This is a genomic window from Microcoleus sp. MOSTC5, assembly GCF_036701825.1.
In the GTDB taxonomy this organism is placed as follows: domain Bacteria; phylum Cyanobacteriota; class Cyanobacteriia; order Cyanobacteriales; family Microcoleaceae; genus Microcoleus; species Microcoleus asticus.
The window spans coordinates 157,976-176,570 of the sequence record NZ_JAUBRK010000004.1 but is presented as its reverse complement, the minus strand read 5'-3'; the positions used below and the strand labels follow the sequence as shown (position 1 = coordinate 176,570).

Here is an 18,595-nt window from a genome sequence, read left to right as displayed (position 1 = left end):
AATGGCAATTAACACTTCTTTAGAGGAACGGCTTGCAGCAGTGGAAGCAGCGATCGCCCAGTTGCAGAAGCAAGTTGTGGCTTCTCAACCGACGAATTGGTTGCAACAAATTATAGGGTCTTTCAAAGATGAACCTGCCTTTGATGAGCTACTTGCCTATGGACGAGCGATTCGCCAAGGGGATGAGTCTCTCCTCGAAGCTCAAGATGAGCTATGAAATATTTACTGGATACAGATCATCTGAGTATTCTTCAACGTCAAGCAGGGAGAGATTTTAGCAACCTTTCGACGCGCATGGCTCAGTACCCACTATCAGATTTTGCCGTATCGACTGTAACGTTTCACGAACAGATGCTTGGCTGTCACGCTTATATTAATCGTGCTCGTAACCCGGATGACGTAGTGAAAGGGTATACAATGATGGCGCGACTCCTTAGTGACTTCAAAGTGTTGCCCCTTGTCTCATTCGATGCAGGTGCGGCTACAACATTCGATCGATTACAGTCACAACGGATTCAACTGGCAAAGATGGATGCTCGGATCGCGGCAATTGCAATGTTCCGTGGGTTGATTTTGTTAACCCGCAATCATAGAGATTTTGGTAAAGTAACAGGGTTATCGATCGAAGATTGGACAGTTTAAAGTGTCAGTAGAAATAGTCGTCAATCCCGTTGCCTCTCGAATATTCATGCCTTCATACAGCCGATCGCCCATCAACGTCCTCATACAACATCCGGTTGCGAGATCCCACAGTTTGATGGTGCGATCGAGGCCGCCACTTAATAAAATTTGACCGTCAGCGCTAAAGATGAAAGTGTTGGGCGAAGCGAAGCGTAGGGTTCGATCGCGCTCAACCCAACCTACAATTTAAAACGGAAAATAATTGATTCTAAAGTAGATGCCTTTTTCCTGCAAAGTTCGATCGCCCGATCGAGCATTTATCAAAGGAATACCGTAGTCTAAACGCACATTCAACCGATCGCCCATCTGCCAAACCAGCCCCAAACCCGCACCCAGCAGTTTATCCGAGTCAGGATTCGCCTTTTCCTCCGAATGGTTCCACCCTAACCCAAAATCGATAAACGGAGCGACTTGCAACAACCCTTGGACTTCTGGGACACGCCAAACCGGAATTCGCACTTCAGCAGAGGCGATCGCACCGCTATCAGTTAACAGCAAATCTTGGCGGTATCCGCGCACGCTTTGAACGCCGCCGATCCCGATTTGTTCGAGGGAAAGCAGGGGGCGATCGGCTAATTGAATGTCGGAACGCACTATCAGCAAGGTTTCTGGTGCTAGCAGCCGCACGTACTGGGCTTGTCCGCGCCACGCCAGAAAGCGGCTGTCGGGCCCGCTATCGTTCGCAGTAGCGCCCAAAAAATCGGTACCGAGGGAAAACTGCGATCGCGCCGCGAACACTTGGCTGGAACTCCGCTGCACGTATTCTTGAAAAAATCGCACAGCCGAAACCCGCGTTTCGCCGCGCTCATTTGCTCCCGCCGAAAGCGCAAATCGTTCCCCAGACAGGAATGTATCGCTTTCTTGCCGCGAAAAACTCAGTCCCAAAGCCAAAGTGCGATCGGGCTTTTCGACAATCGGCTGGCGGTAAGTTAACTCGTAAGTCCGCGATTTCCCCTCAATTTCAGCAGCATCGAAGGGTTCCTCAATGATGTTGGTGCTAGCAACACCTGCAGCGAACCCAATCGTGCCGTTGCGCGCGTTGACGGGGACTGTGTAGCTGCCGTTGAATTCGTTGCTGCCGTCGGTGTTAGCATAAGATACCTCTAATCCGTCGCCCAAACCGAGCAAATTTGCTTGATTGATGCGAACACCGCGCCGAAAACTGCCGACGCTGGGCGATCGGTTGTTGTCTGCGAACACTTCACCGTTAAAGCTGTCTGCTTCTTTTACCCGCACTTCTAAGCGGCTGTTTTCCGGGCGGCTTCCGGCTTGCAATTCGGCGGAAATATTGGCAATTAAGGGGTCGAGTTGCAGCAGTTGCAATGCTTCCAGCAACCGAGATCGGTTTAGGGGCCGTCTGGTAGCGCGCTCAAGGCGCGATCGCACGTAATTTGAATTTAAGCGCCTGTTTCCAGTAATCACAATTTCATCTAATCCGCCTTCTACAATCCGAATTGTCACCACACCTCCCGATCTCGGAAAGGTTTGGTTGGCGGGAATTACAGCGCCGGAATTGATATATCCTGCGGCTACATATTTTTGAGTGACGGCTGCTTCGGCTGCGATCAGTTCCGCAAACGTGATTTCGCGCCCCGCAAACTCTTTAATAACTTCTGCGAGTTCGCGATCGCTAAAAGCCGTGTTGCCCTCAAATTCAAAGCGATCGACCTGAATTGTACCCGGAATCTCCGGCCTAGCATCGCCGGGAACTGGTGTTGGCGGCGTTGGTTGGAGGGGAGACGGCGCAGGCGGTTGCGGCGGCTCAGGAGCTGGTAATTCGGGGTCTCGGGGCAGAATTGGGTTCGGCAGTTGGCTTAGTTGCGAGTCGCGATCGATACCCAAATTGGTTTTTTTTATGCCAATATTTTTTTCTAGCTTTTGATCTCGGTTTAAAATCTCGGTTTCTTGAGTTTTTGTGCTGAATGTGCGATCGGCCTGAGAAGTTGCACCATGGTCAATAAGCCTTTTACGGGCGGGCAGGATGCCCACCCCACAAGAAAACTCACTCTTCGCTTCACAGGCATCTTGCCCGTTCTTGAGAATGGTGTAAGATGTCACATCGACTGAATTTGCCGCAGACGGCGGTAAGTCGGGAGTTTCCGCCGCCACCGAGTGTTCTGACTCTGTGGGTAACTGCGTTTCCTCGTCTTTTATCGGCAAGTCTTCGCGTTTGTCAAAAGTGGTATCGTTGGGGGCTAAAGCTCGATCGCCTCCGCTGCTGACTGCTGCCAAATCCTCAACATTTGAAGTCAAAATTTCAACTGTGCTAGCGGATGTTTTCGCTGGTTTTCCCAGCCAAACTAACCCAAAAATTCCAGCGAGTAAAAATAGTTTTTGTGAGCGACAAGCCATAGGATCTAATTATTATCTCGCTTAAGTGGGGAAAAATATTTTCAGGAAGTGAGCACCCTCAAGTAAAAATCAATCTTAACAGCAAAAAAGGAAACAGCCGTCGCCGCCAACAGTTTCGCAGGCGCTAAAAAGCAAAATGTCTATCGACCCTTGTTCCTTTCCCAACTCTTACGCACCAATCGGTTTCTTATCCGAAAAAAAATCGTGTAAGCCGATCGTAAACGGTAAAAAAAACCAAATTTTTTTTGTTGCAAAACCTACGCTTTCATGCTAATGCAGCAACCAGAATAGCCCTGCACGCCAGGGTAAACCAGAAACCGGGTTGTGTCCGAAAAAACGCGCTACAACTGAGATATTGCACCATTCTCAATAATCTTTTTATGAACAGGCAAGATGCCTGTTCCACAAGAGAGAAATTTTCTTGTGGAACAGGCATCTTGCCTGTTCTTAAGAATAGTGCAAGATTTGAGTTACAACCCGCAGAGCCACTAAAAAACCCGGTTTCTTTGATTTTGGTGCATCATACCAAATCCGAATTTAATACCCCCTTTATTCTTGAGTCCGCGTCTACCCACCTCCTGTGCCCAGACGCGGTTTCAACAGCCTAGTCTTATATCAGGGGTTTCTAACTATGAATTATGCAGAGCGGCCCGCACCAGCCGCAGCACCCATTTGAGCCCCGTCAGCCAATCCCACCAACTTAGCACTCAACTCCCACATCCGCTCGCCTTTTTCATCATCGCGGGCCTGGGGAGAAACCTTCTGCACAAAAGACTTACCATCTTTTTTCTGGCGGTTCCCCCAACTCCAATAAGCCCCAGATTGCTTGTATTCTGGATCGGCAACCACCATCGCCAACCTTTCCCCCGCCAACTCCTGCGACACGTAACCCCCCGTGATATTCTTCTGAAACAGCGGGAACAGCTTCTGAAACAAAGGATAGTGATTGCGGAACAGCGGCGTATCCGCCACGCATCCCGGATAAAGCGAAGTGAAAGTAATCCCCGTCGATTCGTGAAAGCGGCGGTGCAATTCCCGCATCGTCAGCACGTTGCAAACTTTGCTATCTTTGTAAGCCTTGACCGGTTCAAACTTCTTGCCGTCAACCATCGAAATCGGGTCTTTGAAACCCGCTTCAAAACCTTCAAACTTGCCCAAATCCGGGCGCGGCGGAATCTTCCCGCCCAACTCGTCTGGATTGTGAGTAACAGTTCCCAAAATCACGATTCTCGCATCGTTATAGTAGGAAGGCTTCATATTTTCCATCATCAGGTTGCACAGCAGGAAATGACCCAGGTGATTGGTAGTCATCGTCAACTCGTAACCCTCCGGGCTCCGCAGCGGTTCCTTAATCAAAGGCATATAAATGGCGGCGTTGCACACCAAAGCGTCCAGAGGCCTGCCGCTTGCCTTAAAAGCCCGAGCAAACCGGCGCACGCTGTCCAAATCGCCCAAGTCAATCTGCATGATGGAGAAACTGCCTTCAGGTATGCCCAACTCTTGGGCGGCGTCTCCGGCTTTCCGCACGTCCCGACAGGCCATGACTACGTGCCATCCCTTGTCTGCGAGAGCTTTCGCGCCGTACAAACCGACGCCGGAGGAAGCGCCGGTGATGATAACCGTTGATTTATGATTTTGTGCCATCTTGTTAAAAGCGCTTCCGCTATTGATTATTTTCAGGCACTCAAACGCTGAGCTAGCAGCTTGGATGTTTTGAAGTACCCTATGGTTATTAGGATATGGGGAAATGTTCTCGATCTCAACCGGCGATGAAAATTAAATATCGCTGCAACTCCCACTCCTACTTTTGTGAATTAACTATAAATCCTGTTGGGGCGAGTTCATCATTATCTATGATTCACATACTCGGTATTGATAAACCCGCCCCAACCAACTCAACTAAGAAATAGCGGCAGATTCCTGATACCTAGGGAAATCGATATAACCTTCAGGCCCAAAAGAATACCAGGTGCTCACTTTGGCAGGGGGATTGAGCGGCCAACCATTAGTAAAACGCTCTACCAAATCGGGATTGCCGATCAAATCTCGACCAAAAGCAATTAAATCCGCAACTTTGCTGCTCACGGCTGTTTCAGCCAGTTCTTGAGTATATCCGGAGTTGCCGACCAGCGGCCCTGCAAACACATCGCGAAACTCACCTATCACCATCGGCGTTCCCAATTCGTGAAAGCCCCTATCCACACCGTCCACCAAGTGAAGGTAAGCTAAATCACAGGCATTTAACTGCCCTGCGAAATACAGAAAATCTTCCCGATAAGTGGGAGAACCCATATCATTGTAAACACCATTGGGAGAAAGTCTAACTCCCACTCTGTTTGCCGGAAATACTGTGATAATCGCCTCCACAATTTCCTTGAGAAAACGGTAGCGATTTTCGACTGCGCCACCATAGGAATCAGTGCGGTGATTGGTTCTGGTTTGCAGGAACGTGTCAATGAGATAGCCGTTTGCCGCGTGAATTTCTACACCGTCAAAACCTGCCATTTTTGCCCGTTCCGCCGCCTTGCGATAATCTTCTACAACCAGCGGGATTTCATCGGTTTCTAGAGCGCGGGGAGTTTCGTAGGGTTGTTTGCCTAGAGGGGTATGAATACCTTCTCCGTTTATTTTGATGGCAGACGCTGCAACTGGCAATTGATTGTTTTCATGAAAACTGCTGTGGGAAGCCCGTCCGCAGTGCCAAAGCTGCATGAAAATCGGCGTTTCGCGGGCATGAACCGAATTCACAACTTGTTTCCAAGCTTCGGCTTGCTCGTCTGAATAAATACCGGGCGTATTGAGCCAACCAATAGCTTGAGTAGAAATCACTGTGGCTTCTGTAATGATTAAACCAGCCGAGGCTCGCTGAGTGTAATACTCTGCCATCAAGGCGTTGGGCATCCGCGCTTCACCGGCTCTGGAGCGCGTCAGGGGTGCCATGACTACCCGGTTTTTTAATGGTAAATCTCCGAGTTTGAAGGAACTGAGCAGCAGGGGAGAAGTGGTTTTAGCAGTCATAATCTTGAGGTTTTATCAACTGAAAAATGAGGTAAATCACTTAACGGTTAACTGTTACCTGTTAACACAATTAAGGTGATATCCTCCGCACGGATTGTCGGGGGACAAGCTTAATATAACTTGAATCCATCACCCGGAATGCTAACGGCATCACATATTCACGATCGATTATCGATCGTTGCCCGATCGCCCTGAGTTCAAAATGGTGTCCTCGCCGCCTGTAAGTGCAGCTTTTCTCGCAACTGCGGGCGATCGAAGGAAAGTTCCCGCGCGTGCAAGTGTAGCCGGTTCGCAGCCGCTCGTGATAAAAAGTTATTAGGCTTGTTAACTAAACTTAAAAAATCTCAGGATGATGAATAGTCAAAATAAATCTCGTTCTGCACTTTTTATGCAGAAAAATCGCATCATAAAAGTCAACTTTATTTGTCATTAATCTAGCAGCCAACTAAATAAACCTTCTACTGTAAGATTGAATTCTCTGGCAAATTCTGGCACTGGTAACAGTACATCCGGTTCGTCATAAAACGCTGTTGGTCGATCGACTAAGTAAACAAATACACATTGCTCGGATGGGTCAATCAGCCAACCCATCTGCGTTCCGTGCTTCAAGCAATGCAGAATATTTTTTGTTACCTTAGTTTGGCTTTGGTCAGGCGAAAGAATTTCGATCGTCCAATCTGGGGCAATTGAGAAAACATTAGCCACTTCACCATTTTCCTTGCGAGGAATCCTGCTCCATAAGAATACGGAAATATCGGGTATAATAGATCGTTCACCAAAAGTGCAGCGGAGTTCTGAGAAAGCTCGTGCAATCTTTTTTGACCTCACAACCGAGTTAATTGCGGGAGACAATTCAGTCTGAAGTGCACTATGTTCTCCTTGTGGCATTGGTTTTTGGACGATCCTTCCATTAATGTATTCGCTGGCGGGTTCCGTATCCGGCAGATTCAGAAACTCTCCTAGGGTAAGGGTTTTAGTGGGAGTCTGTACCATTTTAAGGTTTCCTGAAGAGAAGCGAGTTGAGATTCCTATACTGATTATTATACAGATATCGATCGTTCCCCGATCGCCCTGAGTTCAAAATGGTGTTTCTGCCTTTAGGTATAGCGTTTCTCTCAACTGCGGATGCTCAAAGGAAAGTTCCCGGGCGTGCAAGTGTAGCCGGTTCGCAGCAGCCCGACATCCGTAAAGTCGATCGCCCAAAATCGGTATCCCCAACCCTCTAACATCCGCTGCATGAACCCTCAATTGATGCGTGCGTCCCGTCAGCGGCAAAAACTCGACGCGATCGCAATTTCCCTCTTTCGCCATTACCTGAAAGCGAGTAACGCTGGGCTTTCCGCACTCCCAATTGACTTGCTGGTAAGGGCGATTTTCTGGATCGCCCCAAAGTGGGAGATCGATCGTCCCCGCATCAATTTTTACAGTACCTGAAAGCACCGCTTCATAAACTTTGTGAACCTGCTTCGTTTCAAATTGCTGCCTGAGTTGACTGCTAGTTTCTTTGTTCCGCGACAATAGCAAAATACCCGATGTTTCCCAATCTAAACGATGCACCGCAGTCAAATCCAAACTATCCGGCAACAAGTTAAGCAAACGACTAAAAACACTATCTTGATTTTCTAAATAACGACCTGGAACTGACAGCAAACCAGAAGGTTTATTGACCGCAATTAACCATTTGTCTTCATAAATAATCGGTAGCATTTGCGTAACGGGCAAGCTGCCCGTTCCACAATAAAAATTATTGCTTGTGGGGTGGGTTTCTAGCCAGCCCGTCAAACCCTCATTTATATTAGAAACAGTCCGATTTTGAGCCAATCCTGACAGCAAAAAACCCATCAACGGCTGACACCGATCGCCACAAGCGCCATAAAATTCTCCCTGTATCTTATCCCCCGATGGCGGCCCCCACCAAAACTCAGCCATTGCCAGCGGTTTCAGATTGTTTGCTGCCGCGCAGTGGAGCAATTTTGGCGCGCAGCAGTCGCCGGTGCCAGTGGGAATAGAATTAGTTGGCATCAATGAGGAGAGCGATCGCGATTTACCCAAAAAATTCACCAGAGTGTAAGCCGCGTGCATTTGCGTCTGAAGTTCGCGGGAAAGTTCTTTTCGCCGCTGTTTCAGCGCCCGCATCCGCCGATCCGCAGCTTCAATTAATTGTTTTAGCGGCTGCAAAGTTTCATCCCGCTGCCGTTTCAATTGCCTGCGTTCAATTCCCTCCAAGCGGCTTTCTTGATTCAGTTGTTCGAGGGCAATTTCTAGTGTTTCTGCGGCGAGGGTTTGACACAGTAACTGGCGTTTTTCGTCTCGCTGCTGCTTGCAATTGCGCTGCCGATCGCTCAAAACTTGCAATTGCAATTCAAACTCCCGAAATAAGGCTTCATACTCTTGTCGCTGCGGGAGTTGATTCAGCGCAATCAGTTCCTGTTTCATCGCCTCCAATTGAGCTAACGTGCGGGCTTCCTCGAAAGCAACTCGATCTCGTCCCGGAATCGGTGGCACCCAGCCTTCAACAATGCTGCAACCGTTCAGCAGCCCGGAAAATGCTTTGAGTATCCGCTGTTCCCCCGAAGGCATCTCCACCAGTAATATGCCGTACATCTTCCCTTCGCGATCGTAGGCACCGTCAGCAGCAAGGTACTGCATCAAACCCCGGGCGAGATCCTCGGACATTCTAGTGCGCGGCAGTCTCACCAGCTCGCCGCTTTGAGGACAACGACCTTCGTACCAATAATTTGGGTGCGAGTCGATCGACCCCCAATCATAGTCCGTGAAATCTAAAAGCGCGTGCAACTCTAACATCTTAAATTTGGTTTTAAACCTGAATTAGGACATATCTGTTTGTGTGTTGACCCCGCCCAAAAACGGATACAAGTTTCCGACACTGGTCGTGGAGAGATCAAAATTTTAGACTCTGGTTCAAGCTCCCAGATTCATCTGTGGAGTCAATCGATTTTAGATTTTAGATTTTAGATTTGCGATTGAAGCATTGACCCCACGGATAAATTCGGAGGCTCCTTTATCGGATACAGGTTTTTTATTTCTGGACGGATGAATCCGGGGGCTTGTATCCTGGATGCTTTCGGTCAATCGAAAATCGAAAATCGAAAATCGACTGAGCGTATTTTACAGCGGTGTACGCAAACTGGGAGCGCTGCATAATTTTATACATTGCAGTTAAGTAAACATAATTTGTCGCAGGAGGCCTGATATGCTAAATTTGTCTCAAAACAGCAGCGAGTTAAGAAAAGCATAAGTTAATATATAAGACCGCCAGCTTGTTATCCCACTAAATTTTTTATGTGCAAGGCGTATGCCAGACCTCTCGACTTCGGCTACAGAAAACTCCTCAAACCCCCAACCAGCACTGCTGCCGCCGATTTTTAGAGCTTTTGCAGCATTTCCAGATTACGATCGGGGCAATAGATTGTACGCATCGGGAAGGTACGAAGCGGCAATCATTTGCTACGCAAAAGCGGTTCAAATTAACCCGGACGGGGCCCGGGCGTGGCTAAATTTGGGCAAAGCTTACAAGCAACTGCACTCCTACGCAGAAACCGTAGTCTGCGCCGATCGAGCTATTGCAATTAATCCCGAAGAATATTGGGCTTGGATGCTGCGCGGGAGTGCACTGTTAAGTTTGCAGAATCACTCAGAAGCGATCGTAGCTTTAGACAAAGCAATTCAAATCAATCCAGAAAAGCACGAAGCTTGGTATCAGCGGGGCAGAGTATTAGAGGAATTGCAGCAGTGGGATGCAGCAGCAAGCTGTTACAAAAGAGCGACCCAAATTCATCCGAATTTGCCCGCGATGTGGTGCCGGCAAGGCAACGCCTTGCTGCAAGCGGAGCGCTACCCTGATGCCGTGGCGGCTTACGAGCGCGCGCTGAAACTCGTCTCGACCAATGGGGAAGCTTGGCTGAACCGAGGTTTGGCTTTGATGAAGGCGGAACGCTACGCTGAAGCTGTAACTTCTTACGATCGCGCCATTCAACTGAAACCGCAAAATAGTCTGGCTTGGTTCAATCGGGGTATTGCTTCAGCAAAATTGCACAAATATGCAGAAGCGGTGACAGCTTACGATCGCGTACTGCAAATGCAGCCCAACGACTGCGAAGCTTGGTTCTATAAAGGAATGGCCCTCCAATACCAGTGGCCCGATGCAGCAATTGCTTGTTTCGAGCAGGCAATTAAAATTAATCCTTTTTATGCCGAAGCATGGATCGGGCGCGGTCAAACACTGTCAGAAACGATAGATTTTGAAGGGGCGATCGCTGCTTTTGACAAAGCCATTCAAATTAATCCCAATTTCCCCGAAGCTTGGCTGGGTAGAGGCATCGCCCTGGCAGGATTGGAACGCTATAAAGAGGCTATTATCGCTTACAGCAATGCCCTACAAATTGAAGGTAATTTTCTAGAAGCTTGGAATTTGCGAGGCGAAGCACTGGAAAAATTGCAGCAATACGAAGAGGCGATCGCCTGTTTTGATAAAGTAATCTCTCTGAGTTCGGAAGCAGAAATTACATCAAAAGTAGGTTTGCAGCAAGGCGCGGCGCTGGAAAAATTGCAGCGTTACGAAGAAGCCGTAGCAGCTTACAACCGCGTAATTAAAATTGTGCCAGACAATTTTGAAGCCTGGTTGAAACGCGGCAACGCTTTCTCAAATTTGCAGCAGTACGAACAAGCTCTAGCATCATACGATCGAGCAATTACTATCTGGCCCGACAGCTATCAAGGCTGGGTGCAGCGAGGTTTAATCCTGGAGAAAATGCAGCGCTATTCCGAAGCACTCGTCGCTTTTGACCAAGTGATTCAACTCAAGCCCGACAACTGGGAAGCTTGGGCGCAGCGCGGCGACGTTTTGCAAAAATTGCAGCGGACTCAAGATGCCATTACCTCTTACGGAGTCGCCCTGGAAATTAAACCAGATTACTACGAAGCTCTAGTCAATCGAGAAGAATTGAGACTCAAGGGCGCGATGTCAGGAAAGTGGTAATGGCAGCATCCCAATGATAGCTTTCTTTCGTAGTGTTCGCTGTCAGATCGCGAAGCGAGATATATCTTGTTCGCTAGCGGGACACTCGCTGTGAGATATAAGCTGTGCTGTTATCTGACAGCGAACACTCATAAAACTTTCCTTCTTTTCTCTTCCTCTGCCTTCTCTGCGCCCTCAGCGGTGCATAAAAAAATCTAATTGACAAATTAAATAGTATTGCTATATCCGATGAAATTAGATCGACGAAGTAATAATATCCTGTCCGGTAAAATAACCCTGATATTTGTAATGAGGTTTTTCGATAGGAAATAATATGAATTATCGGTAAACATTAACTAATCAGAAGATGAATCTGCGACTAAAAATATTGATATCTGGTGGAACAGGCAGGTATCCTGCCTGTTCCAGAAAAATGCGCGATGTCAGTTATAACTGAGATCGCGCACTGTTCTCAATAATACCGAATCAACCGGGTAACAGCGACAAAAAATCTTTGCTCTGTGCTCGATCCTGCAGCAAGAAACCAAGCTGATGATACCAAGAGTGTCAGATGTCAATTATCACGAATACTTTCTGTTGCCGATTGCCCGACGGCACCCCTAATTGAAAATTCTGACAGCCAATTGCTGATTCTGCTGGCTTCATGTTATAGTAGTTTTCCAAGAATTAAATTCGGTTGCGTAGTTTGTTGGTGTTTATTTACAAGCGTCTCTCCGAATCTAAATCTCTGCACCCTAATGATTCTGGAGATTTTATGTCGATTTACGTGGGTAATCTTTCATATGAGGTAACATCAGACGACCTCAGCGAAGTATTTGCCGAATACGGTACTGTAAGCCGCGTCCAAGTGCCAATGGACCGGGAAACAGGCAAGATGCGGGGTTTTGCTTTTGTGGAAATGGCAAGCGAGGCTGAAGAAGCAGCAGCCATCGCAGCTTTAGACGGTGCTGAGTGGATGGGCCGCGACTTAAAAGTCAACAAAGCCAAACCTCGCGAAGACAACAAACGCCCCTCGGGCGGCGGCGGTGGCTGGGGCGACAAAGATCGCTCTTCACGCGGACGCTACTAAGCTTTGAGACTGAAAATTTGAGTTTTGGTAGTTGACGGCAGTTGCGAATGCTGCTTTTTTTTGGGGTTGTTCTCTCGACTCGCCAAATAAAACTCACAAACCTCTAAGTCAGTTTTGCCCCCTCGAAGGAGGGGGCTTTGTTTTTGGCAAAAAATCAAATCGCGCGAGGTACGTCTGCGGTGGAGTTTTTAGTCTAGTTCGTGATTCGGTATCCTCTTAACTTCTTTTTTTAAGAGGCTGTTGGGATTTCTGCGATCGACTCCTGTAAATTATCAAACTAGAATTAAGCACAAAGAAAAGTTAGAATAACGGCAAAACTGAATATTGTCCCCAACAACCAAACTATCTTTACCGAAGATTAGTTGAGAACACCAGCCGAATATCAGCCAATATCTTGATTTTGCCTGAATAAAGATGTCCAAGCTCTACAGCACGGCGGAACTCATTAAAATCCTCGAAGAAGAGCGCCAAGCCTGCTTGCATGGGCGGCGCCTCAACTTGACTCAAACCCCTGCTACAGGCAACCCCGTGATTGACCGCTTTCTCACATCTGAGGGCGTTCAGAAGTTCACTGCCTATCAAAATTTTAAGGCTGCCGTGCACGAATACCAGCGGGAACATCAAGTTTCTGGGATTGTCTGGCGGGAAATGGCGGTTAAAGGCAATACTCTACGCTATCCGGCAGTGGATGACGAATTAATAGCTCTACCGGTTGATTTGATAACGCTGAAGGCAGCTAAGATTTCTATGTTGGAATTCTGGCAGCAGGTAACTGCGGGGATGGATTTGTATTTAAGCATTAACAGCGGGAAGGATTTTCGATCGATCGAGCCGATTGATGTAGAGGCTCTAGCCCAGCGCACAGAATGGGCCAGTCTCTCGAACTGGGAAAAGTTGGATTTTCTGGAAATTTTGTTGCAGTTGGGCTGGGGGAAGCCGGAGGAAGCTTATTACAAGCGGGGATGGCCGACATCGGGCAGCGAGTACATTCACGCCGTAAAACCCGGGCAGCGGCCGATTTGTTAATTGGTAATTGGGAATTGGTAATTGCTAAGAGGATAGGCTGAATTCAGAACGATCGACAACACAGAAATAGAGGACGCGGCAGTGCCCTGTCCCTACCCCAAAACCTCCTAGCTTGCGGGGTTCGCCCGCCATCGCCCACTCCGATTTAACCATCGCCCGATTTGTAGGGACACGGCATTGCCGTGTCCTGACTGTGGGTAATATCTGAAGAACTCATTTATTACCATCTGACATCTGACAAAGCATCAAGCCAAACCACTGATTTGGATCTGTCCAAACTTGCACCGGCATTAAACCGCGCTGGGAAAGTTCTTGTTTTACTGTATTGAGATTAAACTTGCGCGATATTTCGCTGCGGATAGTTTCTCCCGCTGCAAATTCAACCGTTAAATTCAGAGCGCGCAACTGCACTTTTTGCGCTTTTTTACTTTTTAAGTGCATTTCAATTTGACATTCCTCTTGATTGTAAAAAGCCCAATGCTCGAAGTTTGCTAAATCAAAATTTCCCTCATACCTCCGATTTAAATGCCGCAGCATATTCAAGTTAAATGCCGCCGTCACTCCTTGGCTGTCATCGTAGGCCGGCTCTAAAATGTCCTTAGATTTGTCTAAGTCAATTCCCAGCAAAAAATACTCTCCCGGCTGCAATGCACCGACAATTTGCGAGAAGAATACATCGCATTCTTGAGCGTTGAGATTGCCGAGGGTACTGCCTAGAAAGCAAATCATTCGGGTTGGCAACGGCGACGGTGCCATTTTAGCTAAGGCTAATTCGTAAGTGCTGACAAGTCCGTGAATTTGGAGCGACGGATAATCTGCCAACAGTTGACAAGCGCTGCTTTCTAGGATACTAGGACTGATATCGATCGGCAAATAGTGCAGGGGATATTCCAGTTGACTGTAAGCATCGAGGAGAATCCGAGTTTTGGTGGAACTGCCGCTGCCGAGTTCCACGATTTCGCAGGGGCCCGTTAAATTTGCGATCGCCCCCGCGCACCCCTGCAAAATTGCCGTCTCAGTGCGTGTCAGGTAGTATTCCGGCAACTGGCAAATCAACTCAAACAGGTTTGATCCGCGATCGTCGTAGAAATACTTTGGAGGGAGGGATTTGGGGGTTTGAGTCAACCCGCTAACTGCATCGCTGCCAGCATTGATTTCTGCGGGTGTCGGTGCCGCAGCGCTCACCAATCGCTCTAAGTGAAGTCGGTTTTCTTTGGTTGAGGCTGAGTTTGCCGTGTCGGACAGTCTTGGGGATTTCATAAAGTAATTTTTAGATGCACATCTGGGTATAGCACGCAGTCGCGTTGCCAAATATCGCGCTCAAGTCAGATTTTTCATGCCGATCTACGTTATGTATTGTCTCACCCGATGGCGATCGCATCCACAATAAAAACTTAGAATTTATCCACAATAATTATTGAATAATTAACCAAACTTGTTTCCCTTGAGCTTCTTAAATCGGAAAAGCTTGGGCATTTCGCAACCCAATTTCGTTCCAAATTCCCTTTTGGGCTATTGATATGATGTCAGTAAAATAAGCGTTATCAGGCCTGTTTTGAGGACTTTAGTTTTCTGAAAACTCCGAGTAATTAAGTCCTAAATCTGAATAAACTTGATAGCAGTTATAATTACATAGCCAACTACTTAGCGCAGCGAAAACCCGCAATAATTTGCCGCACGCCCGGATAATACCAATTCCGAAAGCTCGATCGCAGTGCCTGCGGAAAAGTCGCCCAACTCCCGCCTTTTAAAACCCGGTGTTCTCCATCAAAATAAACTTGAGAATATCCCCTGTAAGGATAACTTTCAAATCCCGGATAGGCGTCAAAGGTTGAAGCAGTCCACTCCCAAACATTGCCCAACATATCGCAGCAGCCGATCGCACTTGCTCCTTTGGGAAAGGCATCAACTGGCGAGGTATTGGCAATATTATTTCCGTGATTGCACAGGCTGCCGTTTGGCTGTTCTTCTCCCCAAGGATAGATGCGATATTTTTGATTTGCGGCATCCCAACTCGCCGCTTTTTCCCATTCGGCTTCCGATGGCAAACGCTTGCCGGTGAAATTGCAGTAAGCTTCGGCTTCGTACCAACTCACGCCACAGACAGGATGGTTGTTGAAAGCTGGATTTTCTGACCAGTAAAGCGGTCGAGAGACGGCTTCGACTTGCAGCCATTTCCAGCCTTCCCCTGACCACCAATCAGGGTTTTGATAGCCGCCGGATTCCATGAAATCTCGGTATTGACGGCAAGTGACGGGATAGCGATCGATCGAGTATGCTTCTAAATAACACAGGTGGCGCGATCGCTCGTTATCCAAAGCCTCAGCAGCATCGCTTCCCATGTAAAATTCCCCGCCCGGAATTTCAATCACCGGAGAATCGGTAATTGGTAATTGGTAATCGGTAATTGGTAATCGGTAATTGGAAATTAATCTTCCTTCTTCCTTCTTCCCTCTTCCTTCTTCCTTCTTCCCTCTTCCTTCTTCCCTCTTCCTTTGCATTTGCAACACGAAAGCAACAGTTTCGCAGTGCTGGCTTTCGTGCTGAATAATAAACCGCCAGAGACGTTCTTGTTCGTCGATCGGCGCTACTTCCAAATAATCTAACACCTTTTTTCTCACCGCATCCAGATATAATTCAACTTCAGGTAATGTCGGCAGAAAAACCCGTTGTTTTTTCGGCAAAATATCAGCAGCAAACAGTTGGTGATACTCAGGAAAGACCGGCTTCAACCCAGCACACCGCTGCAACAGCCACAAATCCTCAGTATAAGCAATGTGACCTAAGTGCCAGCCAACCGGACTGAAATCAGGATGAGCTTGGCGGCAAAAAATATCGTAGTCAATGTCTGCAAATAGCTTGAAAGTGCCGCGGCGACACTGCTGCAAATCGTGATAAATTGCCTCTCTACAAGATTGGATAGATTTGGATATCACGATCTACTCCGGTACTGATAATGCTCTGGACTGGACACTCGTGCCAATTGCCAGCAAATAAAGGTTCAGAAGCAATGATGACGGAATCCGGGAAATTTAAATCGTCTCGCACCCAATAGAGGGAAGGAGGGGCTTTTTGGGAAGCAAAGCGAGAGGCAACGAGCTGGTGTCCGTCGCTGATAATTATATTAGCTGAAAATTCTACTTGGTGAAAGTTTGCTAGCTCTGCCAAAGTTTTCAGCGTGTTTTGCAAAGCAGCTTCTAGAGTCAGATTTGCGGCTGTCAATTCATTGACAAACAAGCCGAAGATATGCTCTGAATCTGTAGTGCCGTTAATTGATTGATAAAGCGTATCGCTGAGCCGATCGCGAATTGGTCTGTAAAGAGTTTGCCGAAAATTCTTCACGAAGCCGTTGTGTACGAACAGCAGGCGATCGTTCTGAAACGGCTGACAGTTGCTCAAATCTAGAGCTTGTCCTGAAGTTGCACTGCGAACGTATCCGATCGCGCATCCTGATTCAACGTACCGACTGATACTCGGAAGGTTAATGTCGCTCCAAATTGGCTGTACATTTTTATAGGTAAACGGGTCACTATCTAGGTGCGGGTGATACCAACCAAGACCAAAACCGTCAGCATTGAGTACGCCAGAAGTCATTTCGCGGGGCTGGTAACTCTGCACAATTAGGGAATGTTCCGGCTTGTACAGAATAGTATCGAGTAAAATCGGCTCCCCGAGGTAGCCAAGCAAACGGCACATAAAATTTTTGTAGCAATTTGATTAGCATTGTAAGCCATTAGCCGAAAAATTGCCCGAGCTCGCATCTTCAGCGCTGGAAGGTTTTTTGTAGCCCGCTGCCAGCATCGCAGTACAAACGGTAAAGTTAAGGTAGAACCCCAGCAGCACAAGGAGACTCTTGAATGTTCCTCGACGAACTCATCCCAATGGCGAAAGAATTGATCGAACAGCCGATCGCCTTCACTGGCGGATTTTTTTCTGGCCTGCTTCGACTCAACCTTTACGAAGAGCCCGTTAAAAGTTGGATCGACGAGCAAGCCGGTTCAACTTCCTACACTACTCCCCCAGCCGAAGCCACCAACGGTAAAAGCACGGGGCCTCAGTCAATCTCGATCGACTAAGGAAAAGCATTGACAACCTCCCACCGCTAATTCGGGATATCGAATATAGCGGGGGATTCCAAAGAGCGCTCTTTGGGCTTCCTCTTTCTACGAGTTGACTTGCTGAAAAAAGTTTCCTCCCAAGTATTGGTAAGTCTCACGCCTAAGCGTTAATTCCGATGTGACCCACCGGACTTAATGCTTTTTCTAAAAAGTTTCGTGCAGCGTTCCAATCTCTGTCTTGAGTGTGTCCACAATGGTAGCAAGTATGTGTTCTGCTGCTTAAAGACTTTTTGACGACCTCCCAAAATTGGAGCATTTTTGTGAAGTGTAGTGGGGTGGTACAGGAACTGTTACAAAGCCGAACACTTTCCCAAAATACTCAACCAAACTACGGAACTGAGTCCACAATGCGTCAGCAATGGATTGAGAAAGATGTCGATTTTTCACCATATTTCACACCTTCAAGTCCTCATCAGCCACTATGTCGTTGGAAATGACTACGCACCTTGCTGTTTTAACAGCAAATTTTTAACGAAACGGCGACTTACCTTTAGGTATTTTCGAGCCAGTTTGTTTCTAAACTTAGCTCTATTTTGGGAACATTTTTTGGTCTTAGACATACGACGTTGAAGTCGCCTAAAAGACTTTTCAGATTTACGAAGATGACGCAGATTGGCTACTATTTACCCGTCGGAATCGGTTTAGAAGTGATTCAATCCCACATCAATACCGACATTATGGGCAGTTGGTTCACGTTTCTCCAAGCGTTCTTGGTCAAGAGAAAATTGAGCGTAGTATGCGTCTGCACTACGCACAACGCGGACACGCTTAATCTGCTTCAATTGATAGAAATGCCAATCGCTGGTTCCCCACATTTTAAAGGTTCCCCCTTTAAAACTGGCAGAAAAAGTGATATATCGCCGCTCTTCGGAAAGCTTTAATCCACTGGTTTCGGACTCAACAGAACCATGTACTTGTTATTTTTTGAACCGAGGATACCCCTTTTTCCCTGGTTTGTTCTTCTTGCGGTTTTCATAAAAGTGAAAAATGGCAGACCATGCTTTTTCAGTGCTAGCTTGACGTACCATAGAATTGAGGTTTTTAGCAAACTCAAGCTGGCTTGCCATTACAGCGCAATATGCACTTCACTCGTATTTACCAATGTCCTTGTTGCCCATCCAGTATCTGAGGCAACTGTTCCGAAGACAACGACCAGTGCCAATAGCTTCATTCAGCTTTTTGTACTGCTCTTTCGTTCCTTCCAGTTTTGCTTCCAATACCAACATTTTTACACTCAACTCCTTGACTTAACTATAGCTCATTGGCGAGTTGGGTGTCTACAGAAATTGTCAAAAAGGAGACTGCACCCCGCCCTTTTTATACCTGGATTGA

The 18,595-nt window shown here is 47.4% G+C and carries 16 protein-coding genes and 1 pseudogene; 6 read left to right on the top strand and 11 right to left on the bottom strand.

The genetic code is table 11. The annotated features are described in order from the left end of the window. Window position 1: 1 nt before the first annotated feature. A complete protein-coding gene (locus tag QUA54_RS03310; protein ID WP_333413237.1) occupies window positions 2-217 on the top strand; it encodes a hypothetical protein in 216 nt (71 codons plus the stop codon). Next, window positions 214-642: a type II toxin-antitoxin system VapC family toxin gene (locus tag QUA54_RS03305; protein WP_333413235.1), complete on the top strand. Its 429-nt coding sequence runs from the start codon at window positions 214-216 to the stop codon at window positions 640-642. Before QUA54_RS03310 ends, QUA54_RS03305 begins: the two co-directional genes overlap by 4 nt. On the opposite strand, the gene QUA54_RS03300 is transcribed toward QUA54_RS03305, so the two are convergent. From QUA54_RS03300 to QUA54_RS03275, 6 genes are all read right to left on the bottom strand, one after another. After that, window positions 616-789, bottom strand: coding sequence for a hypothetical protein (locus tag QUA54_RS03300; protein ID WP_333413256.1), 174 nt, complete (start codon window positions 787-789; stop codon window positions 616-618). The genes QUA54_RS03305 and QUA54_RS03300 overlap by 27 nt on opposite strands. A gap of 78 nt (window positions 790-867) precedes the next feature. Next, entirely contained in the window at window positions 868-3,033 is a 2,166-nt protein-coding gene (locus QUA54_RS03295) for a ShlB/FhaC/HecB family hemolysin secretion/activation protein (protein WP_333413233.1), read from the bottom strand. Between the two features lie 636 nt (window positions 3,034-3,669). Beyond that, window positions 3,670-4,677 carry a protochlorophyllide reductase gene (locus QUA54_RS03290; protein WP_333413231.1) on the bottom strand — a complete coding sequence of 336 codons (1,008 nt, stop codon included), beginning with the start codon at window positions 4,675-4,677 and terminating at the stop codon, window positions 3,670-3,672. A 255-nt stretch (window positions 4,678-4,932) separates the two neighbouring features. Continuing rightward, window positions 4,933-6,051 carry an alkene reductase gene (locus tag QUA54_RS03285; RefSeq protein ID WP_333413229.1) on the bottom strand — a complete coding sequence of 373 codons (1,119 nt, stop codon included), beginning with the start codon at window positions 6,049-6,051 and terminating at the stop codon, window positions 4,933-4,935. 429 nt (window positions 6,052-6,480) lie between these two features. Continuing rightward, a complete protein-coding gene (locus QUA54_RS03280; protein WP_333413227.1) occupies window positions 6,481-7,044 on the bottom strand; it encodes a Uma2 family endonuclease in 564 nt (187 codons plus the stop codon). Window positions 7,045-7,128: 84 nt separating this feature from the next. After that, entirely contained in the window at window positions 7,129-8,856 is a 1,728-nt protein-coding gene (locus QUA54_RS03275) for a pseudouridine synthase (RefSeq protein ID WP_333413225.1), read from the bottom strand. Between the two features lie 511 nt (window positions 8,857-9,367). Here QUA54_RS03275 and QUA54_RS03270 point away from each other — a divergent pair. From QUA54_RS03270 to QUA54_RS03260, 3 genes are all read left to right on the top strand, one after another. Further along, window positions 9,368-11,050, top strand: coding sequence for a tetratricopeptide repeat protein (locus tag QUA54_RS03270; protein WP_333413223.1), 1,683 nt, complete (start codon window positions 9,368-9,370; stop codon window positions 11,048-11,050). Window positions 11,051-11,804: 754 nt separating this feature from the next. Further along, window positions 11,805-12,119, top strand: coding sequence for an RNA-binding protein (locus QUA54_RS03265; RefSeq protein ID WP_333413222.1), 315 nt, complete (start codon window positions 11,805-11,807; stop codon window positions 12,117-12,119). A 414-nt stretch (window positions 12,120-12,533) separates the two neighbouring features. Further along, on the top strand, window positions 12,534-13,145 hold the full coding sequence (locus tag QUA54_RS03260; RefSeq protein WP_333190600.1) for a hypothetical protein: 612 nt from the start codon (window positions 12,534-12,536) through the stop codon (window positions 13,143-13,145). Between the two features lie 213 nt (window positions 13,146-13,358). On the opposite strand, the gene egtD is transcribed toward QUA54_RS03260, so the two are convergent. From egtD to egtC, 3 genes are all read right to left on the bottom strand, one after another. After that, on the bottom strand, window positions 13,359-14,405 hold the full coding sequence (gene egtD / locus QUA54_RS03255) for an L-histidine N(alpha)-methyltransferase (protein WP_333413220.1): 1,047 nt from the start codon (window positions 14,403-14,405) through the stop codon (window positions 13,359-13,361). Between the two features lie 380 nt (window positions 14,406-14,785). Continuing rightward, window positions 14,786-16,081, bottom strand: coding sequence for an ergothioneine biosynthesis protein EgtB (locus tag QUA54_RS03250; protein ID WP_333413218.1), 1,296 nt, complete (start codon window positions 16,079-16,081; stop codon window positions 14,786-14,788). Then, window positions 16,053-16,841: an ergothioneine biosynthesis protein EgtC gene (gene egtC, locus QUA54_RS03245; RefSeq protein ID WP_172191771.1), complete on the bottom strand. Its 789-nt coding sequence runs from the start codon at window positions 16,839-16,841 to the stop codon at window positions 16,053-16,055. Before egtC ends, QUA54_RS03250 begins: the two co-directional genes overlap by 29 nt. A 161-nt stretch (window positions 16,842-17,002) precedes the next feature. Between egtC and QUA54_RS03240 the strand changes: the two genes are divergently transcribed. Continuing rightward, window positions 17,003-17,221: a hypothetical protein gene (locus tag QUA54_RS03240; RefSeq protein WP_333200058.1), complete on the top strand. Its 219-nt coding sequence runs from the start codon at window positions 17,003-17,005 to the stop codon at window positions 17,219-17,221. Window positions 17,222-17,363: 142 nt separating this feature from the next. Here the strand turns inward: QUA54_RS03240 and QUA54_RS34375 are convergent. Next, window positions 17,364-17,548, bottom strand: a pseudogene (locus tag QUA54_RS34375) (zinc ribbon domain-containing protein); the annotation flags it as partial. Window positions 17,549-17,904: 356 nt separating this feature from the next. Then, the gene (locus QUA54_RS34370) at window positions 17,905-18,078 is read right to left on the bottom strand and encodes a hypothetical protein (RefSeq protein ID WP_445301523.1); all 174 of its coding nucleotides are present in this window, start codon (window positions 18,076-18,078) and stop codon (window positions 17,905-17,907) included. Between the last annotated feature and the right edge of the window lie 517 nt (window positions 18,079-18,595).